Source organism: Pseudomonas multiresinivorans (genome assembly GCF_012971725.1).
Lineage (GTDB): Bacteria > Pseudomonadota > Gammaproteobacteria > Pseudomonadales > Pseudomonadaceae > Pseudomonas > Pseudomonas multiresinivorans.
Window position 1 is genome coordinate 2,136,734 of the sequence record NZ_CP048833.1, and the last position, 18,275, is coordinate 2,155,008.

13 protein-coding genes and 2 pseudogenes are annotated in these 18,275 nt (G+C 65.1%); 9 read left to right on the plus strand and 6 right to left on the minus strand.

The window, feature by feature from the left end; translation table 11 throughout:
* Nucleotides 1-18 precede the first annotated feature (18 nt).
* Genes G4G71_RS09805 through G4G71_RS09815 form a run of 3 tightly spaced genes read left to right on the plus strand, consistent with a single transcriptional unit; the run spans nucleotide 19 to nucleotide 3,074 of the window.
* Nucleotides 19-2,007 (plus strand): FUSC family protein, encoded by a 1,989-nt coding sequence (locus tag G4G71_RS09805; protein ID WP_169937174.1) that lies wholly within the window; start codon nucleotides 19-21, stop codon nucleotides 2,005-2,007.
* Nucleotides 1,994-2,203, plus strand: a complete 210-nt coding sequence (locus G4G71_RS09810) for a DUF1656 domain-containing protein (RefSeq protein ID WP_169937176.1) — start codon at nucleotides 1,994-1,996, stop codon at nucleotides 2,201-2,203. Before G4G71_RS09805 ends, G4G71_RS09810 begins: the two co-directional genes overlap by 14 nt.
* Nucleotides 2,204-2,216: 13 nt before the next feature.
* Complete coding sequence (locus tag G4G71_RS09815; protein ID WP_169937177.1) at nucleotides 2,217-3,074, plus strand: efflux RND transporter periplasmic adaptor subunit; 858 nt, start codon at nucleotides 2,217-2,219, stop codon at nucleotides 3,072-3,074.
* On the opposite strand, the gene G4G71_RS09820 is transcribed toward G4G71_RS09815, so the two are convergent.
* The 3 genes from G4G71_RS09820 to G4G71_RS09830 all read right to left on the minus strand — a co-directional run bounded on the left by G4G71_RS09820 (nucleotide 3,055) and on the right by G4G71_RS09830 (nucleotide 5,796).
* The gene (locus G4G71_RS09820) at nucleotides 3,055-4,233 is read right to left on the minus strand and encodes an MFS transporter (RefSeq protein ID WP_169937179.1); all 1,179 of its coding nucleotides are present in this window, start codon (nucleotides 4,231-4,233) and stop codon (nucleotides 3,055-3,057) included. The genes G4G71_RS09815 and G4G71_RS09820 overlap by 20 nt on opposite strands.
* A gap of 142 nt (nucleotides 4,234-4,375) precedes the next feature.
* Entirely contained in the window at nucleotides 4,376-4,846 is a 471-nt protein-coding gene (locus G4G71_RS09825; protein ID WP_169937181.1) for a MaoC family dehydratase, read from the minus strand.
* Entirely contained in the window at nucleotides 4,843-5,796 is a 954-nt protein-coding gene (locus G4G71_RS09830; protein ID WP_169937183.1) for an alpha/beta hydrolase, read from the minus strand. Before G4G71_RS09830 ends, G4G71_RS09825 begins: the two co-directional genes overlap by 4 nt.
* Nucleotides 5,797-6,102: 306 nt before the next feature.
* On the opposite strand from G4G71_RS09830, the gene fadD2 reads away from it, so the two are divergent.
* Nucleotides 6,103-7,791, plus strand: a complete 1,689-nt coding sequence (gene fadD2 / locus G4G71_RS09835) for a long-chain-fatty-acid--CoA ligase FadD2 (RefSeq protein WP_169937185.1) — start codon at nucleotides 6,103-6,105, stop codon at nucleotides 7,789-7,791.
* Nucleotides 7,792-7,867: 76 nt separating this feature from the next.
* On the opposite strand, the gene G4G71_RS09840 is transcribed toward fadD2, so the two are convergent.
* Nucleotides 7,868-8,104, minus strand: a complete 237-nt coding sequence (locus tag G4G71_RS09840; protein WP_054907419.1) for an HP1242/YdcH family protein — start codon at nucleotides 8,102-8,104, stop codon at nucleotides 7,868-7,870.
* Nucleotides 8,105-8,638: 534 nt separating this feature from the next.
* Here G4G71_RS09840 and fadD1 point away from each other — a divergent pair.
* The 4 genes and pseudogenes from fadD1 (at nucleotide 8,639) to hrpA (ending at nucleotide 16,338) form a co-directional block, all read left to right on the plus strand.
* Nucleotides 8,639-10,324 (plus strand): long-chain-fatty-acid--CoA ligase FadD1, encoded by a 1,686-nt coding sequence (fadD1, locus tag G4G71_RS09845; RefSeq protein WP_169937187.1) that lies wholly within the window; start codon nucleotides 8,639-8,641, stop codon nucleotides 10,322-10,324.
* 39 nt (nucleotides 10,325-10,363) lie between these two features.
* Nucleotides 10,364-11,188: pseudogene (locus G4G71_RS30190) on the plus strand (cache domain-containing protein); the annotation flags it as partial.
* Between the two features lie 306 nt (nucleotides 11,189-11,494).
* Nucleotides 11,495-12,094, plus strand: a pseudogene (locus tag G4G71_RS30195) (methyl-accepting chemotaxis protein); the annotation flags it as partial.
* A 170-nt stretch (nucleotides 12,095-12,264) separates the two neighbouring features.
* Nucleotides 12,265-16,338 carry an ATP-dependent RNA helicase HrpA gene (hrpA, locus tag G4G71_RS09855; RefSeq protein WP_169937191.1) on the plus strand — a complete coding sequence of 1,358 codons (4,074 nt, stop codon included), beginning with the start codon at nucleotides 12,265-12,267 and terminating at the stop codon, nucleotides 16,336-16,338.
* Between the two features lie 104 nt (nucleotides 16,339-16,442).
* On the opposite strand, the gene G4G71_RS09860 is transcribed toward hrpA, so the two are convergent.
* A complete protein-coding gene (locus tag G4G71_RS09860) occupies nucleotides 16,443-17,147 on the minus strand; it encodes a glutathione binding-like protein (RefSeq protein ID WP_169937194.1) in 705 nt (234 codons plus the stop codon).
* Between the two features lie 132 nt (nucleotides 17,148-17,279).
* Here G4G71_RS09860 and G4G71_RS09865 point away from each other — a divergent pair, with 132 nt between their 5' ends.
* Nucleotides 17,280-17,717 (plus strand): HIT family protein, encoded by a 438-nt coding sequence (locus G4G71_RS09865; RefSeq protein WP_169937196.1) that lies wholly within the window; start codon nucleotides 17,280-17,282, stop codon nucleotides 17,715-17,717.
* A gap of 14 nt (nucleotides 17,718-17,731) precedes the next feature.
* Here the strand turns inward: G4G71_RS09865 and G4G71_RS09870 are convergent, their stop codons facing one another.
* A complete protein-coding gene (locus tag G4G71_RS09870) occupies nucleotides 17,732-18,151 on the minus strand; it encodes a 3-isopropylmalate dehydratase (RefSeq protein ID WP_169937198.1) in 420 nt (139 codons plus the stop codon).
* Nucleotides 18,152-18,275: the final 124 nt, after the last annotated feature.

The following is an 18,275-nucleotide window of genomic DNA, read 5'->3' on the forward strand; positions in this document are numbered from 1 at the left end:
ACCCTTTCGAGAGACCGCGTGCGACCTACGCTGCAGGCATTCCTCGCGCCGGATACGCTGGCGCTGAAATTCGCGATTAAGACCCTCCTGGCCGGTGGCCTGGCGCTCTGGTGCGCCTTCCGCTTCGACCTTGAACAGCCGCAGTGGGCGCTGATGACCGTGTTCATCGTCTCCCAGCCGCTGTCGGGCATGGTGGTGGCCAAAGGGCTGTTCCGCCTGATCGGTACCCTTGTCGGCACCGCCATGTCGGTGGTGATGATGGCATTGTTCGCCCAGACGCCCTGGCTGTTCCTGCTGGCCATCTCGCTCTGGCTCGGGCTCTGCACGGCCGCCTCCACCAGCCTGCGCAACCATGTGTCCTATGCCTTCGTGCTGTCGGGCTACACCGTGGCGATCATCTGCCTGCCGGCGATCAGTCACCCTCTGGAAGTGTTCGACCAGGCGGTGGCGCGCAGCACGGAAATCTGCCTGGGGATCCTCTGCGCCTCGGCGATCAGCGCCATCCTCTGGCCGCGCCGCGTCGAAGCCAACCTGGACAAGCAGGCCCACGCTACCTGGCTCACCGGCATGCAGGCCGCGCGTAGCGAGATCGATGCGGACGCGCGGCAGATCAAGGGCCTGCTGCAGGCACTGGGCAAGATCGTCGAGGTCGATGTGCAACGCGACCATGCCTGGTTCGAAGGCTACCGCGGGCGGATGCGTTCGCGTGCGCTGCGGATTCTTTCCCGCGACCTGCTCAGTCTGCTGCGCACTGCACGGGGCGTGGCCCGGCAGCGCAGCGTGCTGGACGCCGAGGACCGCGCGCGGCTGCAACCCTGGTTCGAGGAGTTGCGTGCCACCCTGGAAAACCCGCAGGTCGACGCGATGCGTTCGTTGCAGGAGCGCCTGCAGGAGGCCGGGCTGGATGAAAACTACTCCAACGACCTGCGTTACTGCCTGACTCGCTGCTCCTTGCTGCTGCTCAAGGCGTTGAACTCGGAAATGACCATGCGTGCGGTGGCAGACGGTCGGATCGACGACGTTGCAACCGGTACCCTGTCCTGGCACCGCGACGGGCTGATGGCACTGTTCTACGGCCTGCGCAGCGCGCTGGCGCTGCTGGGCATGTCGGCCTTCTGGATGGCCACCGCCTGGCCGGCAGCCACCGGCGGCATGCTGCTGGCGGCGGTGATCTGCAGCCTGTTCGCCAACCGTGACAACGCCGTCACCATCGGCCTGGGCTTCCTGCGCGGCATCCTTTACGCGATCCCCGCGGCGGCCGTCGTCAGTCAGTGGCTGTTGCCGCAGTGGAACGGCTTCCCGCTGCTCTGCCTGGCGTTGGGCGTGCCGCTGTTCTTCGCCTTGCTGGGCATGGCCACGCCGGCGCTGGCGGGCACGGCGACATCCTTTTCGATCCACTTCATCACCCTGGTGGCGCCGAGCAACGTGATGAAGTACGACCTGGCCAACCTGCTCAATTCCGCCCAGGGCATCGTCATCGGCGTGGGCTTCGCGGTGCTGGTGTTCCGCCTGCTGACCTTGCCGGCGGACTGGCTCAATCGCCGCTTGATCCAGGCCACCTGCGAGGACCTCGGGCGCCTGACCCGGCGGCCGCTGGCGGAAGCCGAGAACTGGTTCGGCGGGCGCATGGCCGATCGCCTGATCCGCCTGGCACGGCACTACACCCTGTTGCCTAGGGAAGAGCAGAAACGCTGGCAGGATGGCTTGCTGGCGCTGGACCTGGGCAACGAACTGATCCACATGCGCGCCTGCCTCAACGGTGCCCAGGGGCAATTGCGCAAGCGTCGCGACCAGTTCCTCGGCGCCCTGGGCAGTGTGCTGGAAAAGGGCCCGGGTGCGGGGCGCGAGCAGCGCCTGGAAAGTCTTTGCCCGCCGCTGGAGGAGGCCCTGGCCCAGGATCTTGAGGGCGACAACGAACCCAACCGCCTGGCCCGTGCGGCGCTCGCCCAATTGCGTCATACCTGGCGCCAGTGGTGCCGTCTGGAGGACGCCAATGGGACTGCATGAGATCGGCTGGGGCGGCGTCTACATCAGCCCGCTGTTCATCTATGCACTGATGGCCCTGGGCCTGACTGCGCTGTTGCGCCTGCTGTTGCAGGCCACCCCCTTCGGGCGTTGGATCTGGCACGAGGCGCTGTTCGACTGCGCGTTGTTCGTGCTGATTCTTTGTTCCATTACCTGGGTGCTGAGTACGGCGCCTTGAGAGGAGAAGCTGTATGCGCGGATACCTTCGCGTAGCTGTCACCATCGTCCTGGTCATTGCCGCCGTCATGGCCGGTACCTGGCTATGGCGCTACTACATGCTCTCGCCCTGGACTCGCGATGCGCGGGTGCGCGCGGATGTAGTGGTGATCGCCCCGGACGTTTCCGGCTGGGTAACCGACCTCGCCGTGCAGGACAACCAGCAGGTCAAGGCCGGCGACCTGATCATGCGCATCGACCACGAGCGCTACGCCGCCAACCTGGAGCAGGCCAAGGCCGTGGCCGAGACGCGCCAGCAGCAATACCGCCTGCGCCTGAGCGAAGCCTCGCGGCGCAACAAGCTGGGCATCGCCGCGATCAGTGCCGAGGACAAGGAAACCGCGCAGATCAACGCCGCCATCGCCAAGAGCGAGTTCGACGAGGCCCAGGCCCAGGTCCGGCTGGCGCAGCTCAACCTGACCCGCAGCGAGATGCGCGCCCCGCGCGACGGCCAGGTCACCAACCTGCGCCTGGCCCAGGGCAACTACGCCCAGGCCGGCCAGCCGGTGATGGCGCTGGTGGATCAGAAGTCCTTCTACGTCACCGCTTACTTCGAAGAAACCAAGCTGCCCGGCATCCGTATCGGCCAGCCGGCGCAGGTGGTGTTGATGAGTGGCGACATCGCCATCGACGGCACGGTGGAAAGCATCAGCAGCGGCATCACCGACCGCAACGCGATCCCCGACAGCCAGTTGCTGGCCAACGTCGAGCCGACCTTCAACTGGGTGCGCCTGGCCCAGCGCATCCCGGTGCGCATCCGCCTGGACAAGGTGCCCGAGGGCGTGCACCTGAGCGCCGGGATGACTGCCAGCGTCACCGTGAAGGAGCGCTGAGCCCCGCCGCCTGCGGTTCGCGCCCGAACCAGCAGGACAGCGCCGCGCACAGTACCGACGCAGCCACCAGGCTGACGCCGACCCAGGGCGTCCAGACGATGCCGGCCAGGCTGATCACCGCGCCGCCCAGCGCCGCGCCGAGGGCCACGCCCAGGTGCATCGCCGAGGTATTGAGCGCCACACCGGCGCTGCCGCTGGCCGGGTCGCTGGCCAGCAGGTAGCTCTGCACCGCCGGCGAAATCATCCAGCTGATGGTGCTCCAGACCATCAGTGCGCCGAGCAGCAGCCACGGATGCCCGAGGCTCAGCGGGATCGCCGTCATCGCCAGGGCGAACAGCACCGGCACCACGATCAGCGCGCGGCGATGGCCGAGCCGGTCGCTCAGCCAGCCACCCAGATAGCCGCCGCCGATGGCCGCAAGGCCGATCAGTAAAAGTGTCAGCGCAATGCTCTGACTGTCAGTGATCCCGGCGACCTGCTGGAACCAGGGCGTGATGTAGGCGAACAGGGTGAAGTGCCCGCCCAACAGAAGAATCGACACCAGTTGCGCGAGGTTCAGCGCCGGGCTGCGCAGCTGGCGCTTGTACGCCGCCCCATTGGCCGGGCTCTCCAGCGCGCGGCGGGGCAGGGCGAGCAGCAGCAGGGCGGCCAGTGGCAGCGAGTAAAGGGCGATGGCGGCGAAGATCCAGCGCCAGCCGAACCAGTCGTTGACCAGTACGCCGGCCGGTACGCCGAACACCAGCGAGCCGCTGATGCCCATGAAAATCAGGCCAATGGCACGCCCGCGCTGGCCCGGCGGCGCCAGCTCCACCGCCAGCAGGCTGGCCTGCATGATCAGCAACCCACAGCACGCGGCCATGCCGATGCGCATCAGCAACAGCGAGACGTAGCCGGGACTCAGCGCGGCGCCAGCATTGAATGCGGCGAACACCAGCAGGGTGATGAACAGCAGCCGCCGGCAATCGGCGCCACGGGTCAGCCAGCCGAGCAAGGGGGCGGCGATGGCGAAACTCAGGGAAAACAGGCTGGTGAGCTGGCCGGCGAGGCTGAGGGAGACGTGCAGGTCGTCGGCGAGAGAGGGCAGGATGCCGGTGAGGATGGCCTCGGCGAGGCCCGCGGCGAAGGTGCAAAGGGACAGCAATAGCAGTCGAAGGTCCATGGCGGCTCCGATTCCCGGTGAGGGGTTTCGGGCACGAAGCCTTCGGTTATCCCGGATGGATGTGAGGTGACGGGGGCAGGGTAGTCGAGGGGAAAACTGTATACAAGTTTCCGGGACCGGATGGCCGGCCCCGGAGTTTGCATCAGCCGATGGTGATCGGCGGCAGGACTGGCAGTTCGATATTGAGCTTCTCAGCGGGCGCCATCACTTCAGCTTCGCCTTTCACCACGGCCTTGCCGTCCTGGTTGAGCACCACGGTGCCGATGCGCACGCGGTTCTTCGGCAGCTTTTCCAGTACTTCCAGTTCCACCGTCAGTTCGTCACCGAGCTTCACCGGGCGGGTGAACGTCAGGTTCTGGCCGAGGTAGATGGTGCCCGGGCCGGGCAGGGTGGTGGCGATCGCCGCGCTGATCAGCGCGCCGGTGAGCATGCCGTGGGCGATGCGTTCCTTGAACTGGGTGGTGGCGGCGTAGTCGGCGTCCAGGTGCACCGGGTTGCGGTCGCCGGAGACCTCGGCGAACAGCTGGATGTCGCGCTCGCCGACGCTGCGCTTGAAGTTGGCCTTCTGGCCGACTTCGAGTTCTTCATAGGGGACGTTCTGCACGGAAGTCATAGGGGCTCCTCGGATTTCTCGACCTGCGGGACCGGGCACTGCACGCCCAGCCAGTCGATCAGGTTGTGGATGACCTCGTCGCGGTTGCTCTCGTTGAACAACTCGTGGCGAGCGTCGGGATAAATCTTCAGTTGGACGTCACGAACCCCGGCGCGGGTCATCGCCTGGGCGAGATCGCGCAGGCGCTTGCCCTGGCTGACCGGGTCGCGTTCGCCGCCGATCACCAGCACGGGCAGGTCGTTGCGGATGCGCGACAGATGCTCCAGCGGAGTGATGTCGGCCAGGCCGCCGAGCAGATCCACCCACAGCTGGTTGCTGCAGCGGAAGCCGCAGAGCGGGTCGGCGACATACTTGTCGACTTCGACGGGGTCGCGGCTGAGCCAGTCGAAGGCCGTACGGTTTGGCTTGAAGGCCTTGTTGAACGAGCCGAAGGACAGGAAGTCGATCAGCGCGCTTTGCCCCAGCGGGCCCTGGCGCCAGCGTTCGAAGCGGGCGATGGCGCGGGCGCTTTTGTACAGTGCGACCGGCTGGTAATTGGAGCCGGACAGCACCGCCGCCTTCACGCTGGCGCTGTGCTGCAGCAGGTAGGCGCTGCCGATGTAGCTGCCCATGCTGTGGCCGAGCAGGATGATCGGCAGGTCCGGGTGTTCCTCGCGCACATGCTGGTTGAGCGTGTGCAGGTCGCCGATCACCTTGCCCCAGCCGCCGCGGTCGGCGTAATGGCCCAGCTCGCCGTTCTCGGCGGTGCGGCCGTGGCCGCGCTGGTCGATGGCATAGAGGTGATAGCCGGCGGCGTTCAGCGCCAGTCCCAGGCGCTCGTAGCGTCCGGCGTGCTCGGCCATGCCGTGGGAGAGCATCAGGGCGCCGCGGGACGGGCCTTCCGGCGCCCAGTGGCGGGTGTAGAGCGGTGTCTCGTCGCTGGCGGCGAGCCAGTAGGCGGCGTAGGGCATGGGGTCCATCCTGCTTCTTGTTCGTCGATTCTTATTGGAATGGGGCCATGGAGCGGGCCAGACGGGGCGATTCTGCCACGCCGGGACATCTTCTGTATGGATTGCCGATGGCTCCCGGTCATTGTCGTGCAAGTCCCGTCCCAGGCGGCCGCCGGCTCTATCCCGCGCCATGCCGGGATGGTGGAGCAAGATTCACGCAGTCTATGACGCCGCCTGGAGTCTTTGCGATGACCAAAGGAACTGCTAGCTTCCGTCGAATGACCGCAATGACGGTTCGGTTTCGTTCAGGTACGAGGACAAGAATAAATGCAACCTGATTTCTGGAACGACAAACGCCCGGCCGGCGTGCCCAGCGACATTGATCTGACCGCCTACAAATCGGTGGTGGAAGTCTTCGAACGCTCCTGCAAGAAGTTCGCCGACCGCCCGGCCTTCAGCAACATGGGCGTGACCCTGACCTACGCCGAGCTGGATCGCCTGTCCGCCGCCTTCGGCGCGTACCTGCAGAAGCACACCGACCTCAAGCCCGGCGACCGTATCGCCGTGCAGATGCCGAACATCCTGCAATACCCCATCGCCGTGTTCGGCGCCCTGCGCGCCGGCCTCATCGTGGTCAACACCAACCCGCTCTACACCGCTCGCGAGATGCGCCACCAGTTCAAGGATTCCGGCGCCCGCGCGCTGGTCTACGTGAACCTGTTCGGCAAGCTGGTGCAGGAAGTGCTGCCCGACACGGGCATCGAGTACCTGATCGAAGCGCAGATGGGCGACCTGCAGCCGACGCTCAAGGGCCTGCTGGTCAACACCGTGGTCAAGCACGTGAAGAAGATGGTGCCGGAGTACAACCTGCCCCAGGCCGTCTCCTTCAAATCGGCCTTGCGCCAAGGCCGCGGCCACGGCCTGCAACCGGTCAAGGTCGGCCTGGAAGACATCGCGGTGCTGCAGTACACCGGCGGTACCACCGGCGTGGCCAAGGGCGCCATGCTCACCCACGGCAACCTGGTGGCGAACATGCAGCAGGTGCATGCCTGTTTGCAGCAGCACGGGCCGGACGGCAAGCCGCTGATGCAGGTCGGCAACGAGGTGATGATCGCGCCGCTGCCGCTGTACCACATCTATGCCTTCACCGCGAACTGCATGTGCATGATGGTCAACGGCAACCACAACGTGCTGATCAGCAACCCGCGCGATATCCCCGGTTTCATCAAGGAACTGAAGAAGTGGCGCTTCTCCGCGCTGCTGGGCCTGAACACCCTGTTCGTCGCCCTGATGGACCGCCCCGAATTCAAGGAGCTGGACTTCTCCAACCTGAAGGTCACCAACTCCGGCGGCACCGCGCTGGTCACCGCCACCGCCGAGCGCTGGAAGGCCATGACCGGTTGCACCGTGGTCGAAGGCTACGGCCTCACCGAGACCTCCCCGGTGGTCAGCACCAACCCCTACGGCGACCAGGCCCGCCTGGGCACTGTCGGCATCCCGGTGCCGGGCACCGCGCTGAAGGTGATCGATGACGACGGCAACGACGTCGGCCTGGGCGAGCGTGGCGAGCTGTGCGTGAAGGGGCCGCAGGTGATGAAGGGTTACTGGCAGCGCGAAGAGGCCACCGCCGAGGTGCTGGACGCCGACGGCTGGCTGCGCACTGGCGACATCGCCGTGATCGACCCGGACGGCTTCACCCGCATCGTCGACCGCAAGAAGGACCTGATCATCGTCTCCGGCTTCAACGTCTACCCCAACGAGATCGAGGACGTGGTCATGGCCCACCCGAAAGTCGCCAACTGCGCGGCGGTTGGCGTGCCGGACGAGAAATCCGGCGAGGCGGTGAAACTGTTCGTCGTGGCCCGCGAAGGCGGCGTGACCGTCGAGGAGCTCAAGGCCTACTGCAAGGAAAACTTCACCGGCTACAAGGTGCCCAAGCACATCGTGCTCAAGGACGCCCTGCCGATGACCCCGGTGGGCAAGATCCTGCGTCGGGAGCTGCGCGAAACCGCCTGAGGCGAGCGTGAATGAAAAAGGGGGCTGATCCAGGATCAGCCCCCTTTTTTTATGGCTGGTTGTCGGCCAGCGCTAGTCAACCACCACAGCCGCCACAGCAGCCGTCCTTCTTGCGCAGAATCTCGTAGAGATCGTCCTTGAGCTGCAGTTTCTGCTTCTTCAGCGACTCGATGGTGTCGTGCGATGCAGGGGTGATGCCGGCTTCCATGTTCTTGATCTCCTGGTCGAGATCGTTGTGGCTATGGAAGAGCTTGGCGAAATGCGGATCCTCGGCTTTGAGGCGGGTAATTTTTTCACGGTATTCAGGAAACATGAGGGTTCTCCAGGAGAGTGCAATTGCACTCTGCGTGATCCGCACCCGGCGGGTGTTGAGGTAGATCATTCCCGGAAGGTGATTTCGCCGTTCCCAGGCGGATGAAGTTTTCACCGATCCGGATACCGCGACGCATGCCTTTGTTCTTTCCTGGGAGTCGGGGGCGAGGCCTGGAACGGTGCGAAATCGTCGGCTCGAACTCCGATGATATGCCCAGTAACGAAGGCTGATTTGACCGCCAGCTACCGGTCTTTTTTCCGGTTTCATTTCCCTGAAATCTACTTTGTCAGACAATCCAACAAGGCTGCGAGCCTTCTGGGACGGGCTTTTCCGACGAATGGGAGGTTGGTGACCGGAAAGCCTGTCTTTGGTCATTTTTCTTACGGACAAGGCTGTGTTTGGTGCTGGTCGCTGTTTCCCAAAGCTGATAATCTCGGCCCGCTTTTCGCTCCCCGAGCCGGGGGAAAGCGACATAAACACAACAAAGAACCGCGTACGCGGTAAAGATGAGCTGTTGCTTAGGAGTGGGCTTCCATGACCGACAATTTCTGGAAGGACAAATACCCAGTGGGGATCGCTGCCGAGATCAACGCTGACCAGTACCCGAACATCCTCGCGGTACTCAAAGAATCCTGCCAACGTTTTGCAGACAAGCCTGCCTTCAGCAACCTGGGCAAGACCCTGACCTACGGCGAGATGTACAAGCTCTCCGGGGACTTCGCCGCCTACCTGCAACAGAACACCGATCTCAAGCCCGGCGACCGCATCGCCGTGCAACTGCCCAACGTGCTCCAGTACCCGGTCGTGGTCTTCGGCGCCATGCGCGCTGGCCTGGTCGTGGTCAACACCAACCCGCTGTATACCGCGCGGGAAATGGAGCACCAGTTCAACGACTCCGGCGCCAAGGCGCTGGTGTGCCTGGCGAACATGGCGCACCTGGCCGAGGAAGTGCTGCCCAAGACCGGCATCCGCAACGTCATCGTCACCGAAGTGGGTGACATGCTGCCGCCGCTCAAGCGCTTCATCGTCAATTTTGTGGTCAAGAACATCAAGAAGATGGTCCCGGCCTACAACATCCCCAACGCGCAGAAACTCACCGACGTCCTGGCCAAAGGCCGTGGCAAGGCGGTGAAGGAAGTCTCGCCGCACAACGACGACGTCGCCGTGCTGCAGTACACCGGTGGCACCACCGGCGTGGCCAAGGGCGCGATGCTGACCCACCGCAACCTGGTCGCCAACATGCTGCAGTGCAAGGCACTGATGGGCGCCAACCTCAATGAAGGTTGCGAGATCCTCATCACCCCGCTGCCGCTGTACCACATCTACGCCTTCACCTTCCATTGCATGGCGATGATGCTTACCGGCAACCACAACATCCTGGTGACCAACCCGCGCGACCTGGCCAGCATGGTCAAGGAGCTGTCGCAGTGGAAGTTCACCGGCTTCGTCGGCCTGAACACCCTGTTCGTCGGCCTGTGCAACAACGAAGGCTTCCGCAAGCTGGACTTTTCCGCGCTGAAGCTGACCCTCTCCGGCGGCATGGCCCTGCAACAGGCCGCTGCCGAGCGCTGGAAGGACGTCACCGGCTGCGCCATCTGCGAAGGCTACGGCATGACCGAGACCAGCCCTGTGGTGTCGGTGAACCCGTTCCAGAACATCCAGATCGGCACCATTGGCATCCCGGTTCCGTCGACCCAGTGCAAGGTCATCAGCGATGACGGCCAGGACCTGCCGCTGGGCGAGCGTGGCGAACTGTGCGTCAAGGGCCCGCAGGTGATGAAAGGCTACTGGCAGCGCCAGGAAGCCACCGACGAGATCCTCGACAAGGACGGCTGGCTGCGTACCGGCGACATCGCGATCATCCAGGAAGACGGCTACATGCGTATCGTCGACCGCAAGAAGGACATGATCCTGGTGTCGGGCTTCAACGTGTACCCCAACGAGCTGGAAGACGTGCTCGCCACCCTGCCGGGCGTGCTGCAGTGCGCCGCCATCGGCATCCCGGACGAGAAGTCCGGCGAGGCGATCAAGGTCTTCGTGGTGTCCAAGCCGGGCGTCACGCTGACCAAGGAGCAGGTCATGCAGCACATGCACGACAACCTCACCGGCTACAAGCGTCCCAAGTCCGTGGAGTTCCGCGACAGCCTGCCGACCACCAACGTCGGCAAGATCCTGCGCCGCGAATTGCGCGACGAAGAGCTCAAGAAGATCAGGGCTTAAGCCGATATACAAGAAACCCGCCGCAAGGCGGGTTTTTTGATGGGGCAAGGAAGCCATGTCCCTTATCCGCCTGAGGTGAACGCCTTGAATACTGCCCTCCGTTTGCGCGCCAAGGTCCTGCTCCTGGCCATTGTGCCGATCCTGATCCTCACCCTGCTGTTGTGCGCCATCGCCACCGTCGCACTGAAGCAGCTGGCGACGCAGCAGGAAGCGCAGATCCGCGAGAACCTGACCCAGGATCGCGAAGCCCAGCTGAAGAATTTCGTCGATGTGGCGCTGGCCGCCGTCGGCCCGGCTTACCAGGCTGCTGCCCAGGGCGATGCCCAGGCGCGTGAGCAGGGCATAGCGATCCTCAAGCGACTCGAATACGGCAAGGGCGGCTACTTCTGGGGCTACGACACCCGCTCCGTCCGCGTCTTCCAGGGCACCAGCGACGAGCGCCTGGGCGAAGACTTCAGCGGCTACCGCGATCCCAACGGCGTCTACGCCATCCGCGAACTGGTGGCGGCGGGGCAGAGCGGCCAGCATTACGTGCGCTACAGCTTCACCCTGCCGGGTGGCAATACCATCGTGCCGAAGATCGGTTACGCCCACTTCCTGCCCAAGTGGAACCTGGTGTTCGGCACCTCGCTGAACCTCGATGACGTCGAGCGCGAAGTGAAGGAAGCCGGCGCCGCCTTCGATGCCAAGATCGACAACCTGCTGCTGCTCATGGGCGGCGCGGCCCTGGCGCTGGTGGTAGTGATCAGCCTGCTCGCCGGTCTGTTCAGCCGCACCATCGTCCAGCCTATAGTGCAGGTGCGCGACAACCTCGACGACATGGCCGCCGGTGACGGCAACTTGACCCATCGCCTTAACTTGGGCCGTCATGACGAGCTGGGCGAACTGGCCGGCTCCTTCAACCGCTTCGTCGAGAAGATCCACGTGCTGGTGCAGCAGGTGGCCGGCACCACCAATCAGTTGTCCGGGCTGGTGGGCGACGTGGCTCAGCAGGCGCAGCGCTCTGAACGGGCGATGGATGGCCAGCGCCACGAGACCGACCAGGTTGCCACCGCCATCAACGAGATGACCGCTGCCGCCCAGGAAGTGGCGCGCAGCGCACAGCAGGCTGCCGATGCCGCACAGCAGACCGACCGCGAGGGCCAGGCCGCCAAGCGCGAGGTGGACCTGTGCGTGGCGCAGATCAACGACCTGGCCGGCGAGGTGCGCAGCAGCAGCGATTCCCTCGACACCCTGCGCCAGGACGTGCAGGGCATCGTCGGGGTGCTCGAAGTGATCCGCTCCATCGCCGAGCAGACCAACCTGCTGGCGCTCAACGCCGCCATCGAAGCGGCCCGCGCCGGTGAGGCCGGGCGTGGCTTTGCCGTGGTCGCCGACGAAGTCCGCGCCCTGGCCAGCCGCACCCAGCAGAGCACCGGGGAGATCCAGCAGATGATCGACCGCCTGCGTGGCACCACCGAAGGCTCGGTCAGTGCCATGCAGCGCGCCAGCGACATGGCCGAGCGTACCCGTGGCCAGGCCAACCAGGCCGGCCAGTCGCTGGATGCCATCGCCCAGTTGATCGGCACCATCAACTCGATGAACGCGCAGATCGCCAGTGCCGCCGAGGAGCAGACCGCCGTGGCCGAGGAGATCAACCGCAGCGTGCACCAGATCGCCGGCGGCGTGGAGAGCGTGGCGGACGATGCAGCCAAGGGTGCGCGTACGGCGACCGAGCTGAACGGCCTGGGCGAACGCCTGCGCCAGCTTGTGGGGCAGTTCCGCATCTGATCCGGGCGGGGCGCAACGCCCCGCCAATCCAGGCCGCGACGCATTCGGCGTGGCGGCCCTTGCCGGTCCTCTGCGACAATCCCCGGATTGTCGCCATGACAGCCCATTTTCCGGGACCGGCCCCGCTCGTTTGCGCTGCGCCGCTTCCCGCGCATACGCCAGCGAAGCCGATGACCCCAGAAACCACGCCGACTCCCGAACAGCTCCTGCAGCGCATGGACCATGCGCTGATCCGCGACCGCCATCGCCTGCGCCGGCAGCTCCACGAACTGCGCAAGCACCCCGACGACGCCAAGCTCGCCCAGTGGGCCGAGCGCTTCCAGGCCTCCTGCGCCAAGGTCGAGGCGCGCCGCGCGAGCATTCCGAAGATTCGCTACGACGACAGCCTGCCGATTGCCGCCAAACGCGACGAGATCAAGGCTGCACTGGAAAAGAGCCAGGTGGTGGTGATCGCCGGTGAGACCGGTTCGGGCAAGACCACGCAGCTGCCGAAGATCTGCCTGGAGCTGGGTCGCGGCACCCACGGCCTGATCGGCCACACCCAGCCGCGCCGGCTGGCCGCGCGTAGCGTGGCCACCCGTGTCGCCGAGGAGATCGGTACGCCGCTGGGCTCGCTGGTCGGCTACCAGGTGCGCTTCGAGGACCAGAGCGACGAAAGCACGCTGATCAAGCTGATGACCGACGGCATCCTGCTGGCCGAGACCCAGCACGACCGCTACCTGGAACGCTACGACACGATCATCGTCGACGAAGCCCACGAACGCAGCCTGAACATCGACTTCCTGCTCGGCTTCCTGAAGACGCTGCTGCCGCGGCGCCCCGACCTCAAGCTGATCATCACCTCGGCGACCATCGATCTGGAGCGTTTCTCCAAGCATTTCGGCGACGCGCCGATCGTCGAGGTCTCGGGCCGCACCTACCCGGTGGAAACCTGGTACCGCCCGCTGGCGGCGGAAGTGGACGAGGACGGCGAGGCGCTGTTCGATGATCTCTCCGTGGACCAGGGCATTCTCCGCGCGCTGGACGAGATCGCCGCCCACGAACGCGAGATCGGCAAGCGCCCCGGCGACGTGCTGGTGTTCCTCCCCGGCGAGCGTGAAATCCGCGACGCCGCCGACATGCTGCGCAAGGCCAACCTCCGGCACACCGAAGTGTTGCCGCTGTATGCGCGCCTGACGCCGGCCGAGCAGCAGAAGATCTTCGCGCCCATGCCGGGGCGCAAGATCGTGCTCGCCACCAACGTCGCCGAAACCTCGCTGACAGTACCGGGTATCCGTTACGTGATCGATAGCGGCACCGCGCGCATCAGCCGCTACAGCTACCGCGCCAAGGTCCAGCGCCTGCCCATCGAGGCCGTTTCGCAGGCCAGCGCCAACCAGCGCAAGGGCCGTTGCGGCCGGGTCGAGCCGGGCATCTGCGTGCGCCTGTACAGCGAGGAAGATTTCAACGGCCGCCCGGCCTTCACCGATCCGGAAATCCTGCGCACCAACCTCGCGGCGGTGATCCTGCAGATGCTGCATCTGCGCCTGGGCGACATCGAAGCCTTCCCCTTTATCGAGCCGCCGGATGGCAAGGCCATCAACGATGGCTTCACCCTGCTGCAGGAACTCTCGGCAGTGAACCGCGAGGGCCAGCTCACGCCGCTGGGCCGCCAGCTCGCGCGCCTGCCCATCGACCCGCGCCTGGGCCGCATGCTGCTGGAAGCGGCACAACTGGGCAGCTTGCCTGAAGTGCTCACCGTGGCCAGCGCGCTATCCGTGCAGGACCCGCGCGAGCGGCCGATGGATCGCCAGCAGGCCGCCGACCAGGCCCACGCGCAGTGGAAGGACCCGGACTCGGACTTCGCTGCGCTGATCAACCTCTGGCGCGGCTTCGAAGAACAGCGCCAGGCGCTGGGCTCCAACCCGCTGCGCAACTGGTGCCGGAAGAATTTCCTGAATTACCTGCGGCTGCGCGAGTGGCGCGATGCGCACCGCCAACTGACGTTGATCTGCAAGGAATTGCAGTTGCCCTTCACGAAGCCAGATGCTTCTCGTAGCAGCGAGCTTGCTCGCGAACAGCCCAACACTGCGAAACCCCAGAGCAATAAAGGCCCTCAGCCCGCCGTCGATAAAGGCGCGAAACCGGTTCGCGAGCAAGCTCGCTCCTACAAGGACGGCCAGTCCGCGGACGCGAAGCAGCGCGACATCGATTACGCCGCCGTGCACAAGGCGATCCTCTCCGGCCTGCTCAGCCAGATCGGCCAGAAGGCGGAGGAGGGCGACTACCTCGGCGCGCGCCAGCGGCGCTTCTGGATTCATCCCTCCAGCGTGATCGGCCGCAAGAAGCCGCAGTGGATCATGGCCGCCGAACTGGTGGAGACCACCAAGCTGTTCGCCCGCATGGTCGCGAAGATCGAGCCGGACTGGCTGGAACCGCTGGCCGGGCATCTGGTGAAGAAAAACTACCTGGAACCGCACTGGGAGAAACGCCGCGGCCAGGTGGTGGCCTACGAGCAGGTCACCCTGTATGGCCTGATCATCATTGGTCGCCGCGCTGTGCACTACGGCCCGATCGATGCGCCGGTGTCCCGCGAGATGTTCATCCGCGAGGCGCTGGTGCGCGGCGAGATCAACAGCCGCGCCAAGTGCCTGTCGGCCAACCGCCAGTTGCTGGAGAAGCTCGACGAACTGGAAGCCAAGGCACGCCGGCGCGACATCCTCGCCGACGAGGAAACCCTGTTCGCCTACTACGACGAGCGCCTGCCGGCAGATATCTACCAGTCCGCCAGCTTCGAGAAATGGTACGAGCGCGAGCACAAGGCAAAACCGGACCTGCTGATCATGCGCGAGGAAGATGTTCTCGCCCGCGATGCCAGCGAAGTCACCGCCGGCCTCTACCCGGACCGCCTGCAACTGGGTGAGCTGCAGTTGCCGCTGACCTACCATTTCGAGCCGGGCCACGTGCGCGACGGCGTGACCCTGCGCGTGCCGGCGCCACTGTTGCCGCAACTACCCGCCGAGCGCCTGGAATGGCTGGTGCCGGGCCTGCTGGAAGCCAAGTGCATCGAGCTGGTGCGCAGCCTGCCAAAGGCCATCCGCAAGAACTTCGTGCCGGTGCCGGACTTCGTCCGCGCCGCGCTGGGCAAGATTGTCTTCGCCGAGGGCGCGCTGTCCGAATCTCTCGGTCGCGAGCTGCAGCGCATGACCGGCAGCCGCGTGCCGGAAGAGGCCTGGGCGGAGGCCGAAACGCAGGTGGAAAGCCACCTGCGAATGAACATTGAAGTGGTCGACGCCCGGGGCAAGTTCCTCGGCGAAGGTCGCGATCTGGCGGAACTGACCGCACGCTTCGCCGAGGCCAGCCAGGCTGCGCTGGCGATCCCACAGGCGGACAAGCCGCAGAAGCCGGTGGAAGCCAAGGGCTTCGCTGGAGTGGCGGAGAAGGTCCAGCAGAAGATCGCCGGGTTGTCGATGACGGTCTATCCGGCGCTGGTGGAAGAGGCCGGCGTGGTGAAGGAAAACCGTTTCCCGACCCAGGCCGAGGCCGACTATCAGCACCGCCGCGCCCTGCAGCGGCTACTGCTGCAACAGCTCGCCGAGCCGGCCAAATTCTTGCGCAGCAAGCTGCCAGGGCAGACCGACATGGGCCTGCTCTACCGCGAGCTGGGCCGCGTCGAGTCGCTGGTCGAAGACATCCTGCTGGCCAGCCTGGACAGCGCCATTCTCGAAGGGGAAACCAATCTGCCGCGCGATGGTGCCGGGCTCGCGTCACTGGCCGAGAAGAAGCGCGGCGCCTGGACCGAGCACGCCGAGCGCATCGCCCGCCTGACCCTGGAAATCCTCAAGCTCTGGCATGGCTTGCAGAAGCGCTTCAAGGGCAAGGTCGACCTGGCCATGACGGTGCCTCTGAACGATGTGAAGGGGCAACTGGCCAAGCTGGTCTACCCCGGCTTCGCGCGTGACACGCCGCTGGAGTGGCTGAAGGAAATCCCGCGCTACCTCAAGGCCGTGGAACAGCGCCTCGACAAGGTCGCCGGTCAGGTCCAGCGCGACCGCGTGTGGAGTGGTGAGATGGCCGGCTACTGGGAACAGTACTCGGCGCGCCTGGCCAAGCACGCCCAGGAAGGCAAGCGCGACCCGGAGCTGGTGCTCTATCGCTGGATGCTGGAGGAGTACCGCGTCTCGCTGTTCGCCCAGCAGCTGGGAACGAAGATTCCGGTGTCGGACAAGCGCTTGTCGAAGCAGTGGAGCCAGGTCGAGGCCTGACGCTCAGGCTTTTTGTAGGAGCGAGCTTGCTCGCGAACCCGCCCAGCTTCAGAACTGCCGGGAAATGGTTCGCGAGCAAGCTCGCTCCTACAAGGAGTGAACCGTTAGTCCCGTTTTGGAATGCTCAGCCCACGCTGCACCGCTGGCCGCGCGAGGAAGCGCTCCAGCACGCGCTTCACGTTCTGGAAGTTCTCGAAACCGACCAGCTCGCCCGCCTCGTAGAAACCTACCAGGTTGCGAATCCACGGGAAGGTGGCGATGTCGGCGATGGTGTAGCGCTCGCCCATGATCCAGTCGCGGCCTTCCAGGCGCTGGTCGAGCACGGCCAGCAGGCGCTTGGCTTCGCCGACGTAGCGCTGCAGTGGGCGCTTGTCCTCGTAGTCCTTGCCGGCGAATTTGTTGAAGAAGCCGATCTGGCCGAACATCGGGCCGATCCCGCCCATCTGGAACATCAGCCACTGCAGTGTCTCGTAGCGGCCGCTGGCGCCGGGGGCGAGCAGCGAGTCGGTCTTGTCGGCGAGGTAGACCAGGATCGCGCCGGACTCGAACAGCGCCAGCGGCTGGCCGTCCGGGCCGTTGGGGTCGAGGATCGCCGGGATCTTGTTGTTCGGGTTGAGCGAGAGGAATTCGGGGGACATCTGGTCGTTGCGTTCGAAGCTGACCAGGTGCGGCTCGTAGGGCAGGCCCAGTTCTTCCAGCATGATCGACACCTTCACGCCATTGGGCGTGGGCAGCGAGTACAGCTGCAGGCGGTCAGGGTGTTCGGCGGGCCATTTATGGGTGATGGGGAACGCGGAAAGGTCTGACATGCATACTCCGGTCAGGTCACTGGGGAAGGCAGCGGAAGGCCTCAGGATAGACCTCCGGAAGCGACCGGTCATGACCCGCGCGCGACAAAAAGGTAAGGTGCGGCCCCATAGTCACCGGAGAAGGAACCCACCATGAGCCTGCACGGCACCTACGATTCGCAGAACATCTTCGCCCAGATCATTCGTGGCGAGGCTCCCTGCTACAAGCTGTACGAGGACGACGACGTGCTCGCCTTCCTCGACCTGTTCCCGCAGTCCTACGGCCATGCCCTGGTGATTCCGAAGAATTCTCCAGCGCGCAATATCCTCGAAGTCGACCCCGACGCCTTGGCCAAGGTGATGCGTGTGGTGCAGCGCCTGACCGGCGTGATCGTCGAAGAGCTCAATCCCGATGGCGTGCAGGTCGCCCAGTTCAACGGCGCGCCCGCCGGGCAGACGGTGTTTCACATCCACGTGCACATCGTCCCGCGCTATGCCGGCGAGGGCCTGGGCATCCACGCGGCGAACAAGGCCGAGGCGGGTGAACTGGAGAAGCTGCAGGCGCGCCTCGTTGCCCGTCTGAACGGCTGAGGCGCGCCAGGGGGTTATTCGACGGCGGGCTTGATGTCGAAACCGGTGCGGTTGTCGCTGACGATGCGGAAGGTGTTGTTGCCGCCCGGTTCGAGCGGCACCAGCAGTTCGCGGCGCAGCATGGCCTTGCTGCACAGGCCTTCGCCGTCCTTGTCGCCGATGATGCCGACCACGTGCTTGCCTGCTGGCACGTGGAAGCTGGCCGACTCGCCCTTGCCGATGCGCGCGGCTATTTCGTGGTCGATGGTGATGGCGACGTAGCAGCCGCCGCCGAGATAGCCGATGTCGCGGGTGACGTCGACCTTGACGCTGTCCTTGCCGGGTTGCTGGTAGGCCAGCAGGCGGTCGGTGGGGACGGGATGGACCTCGTCGTTCTGGTACGAGGCACAACCGGAAAGCGCGAGCACGGACAGGACGGCAAGAATCGAACGCATAGATTTCCTCCATGGACAATGCAGCCTAGGCTAGCCCATCCGGCTGGTTTCCGTCGGCTTGGCAACGCGTTGTAGGAATTTGGAGTAGTCTTCAGCAAACGTGAGCCGGGCTGGAGTGCTCGGC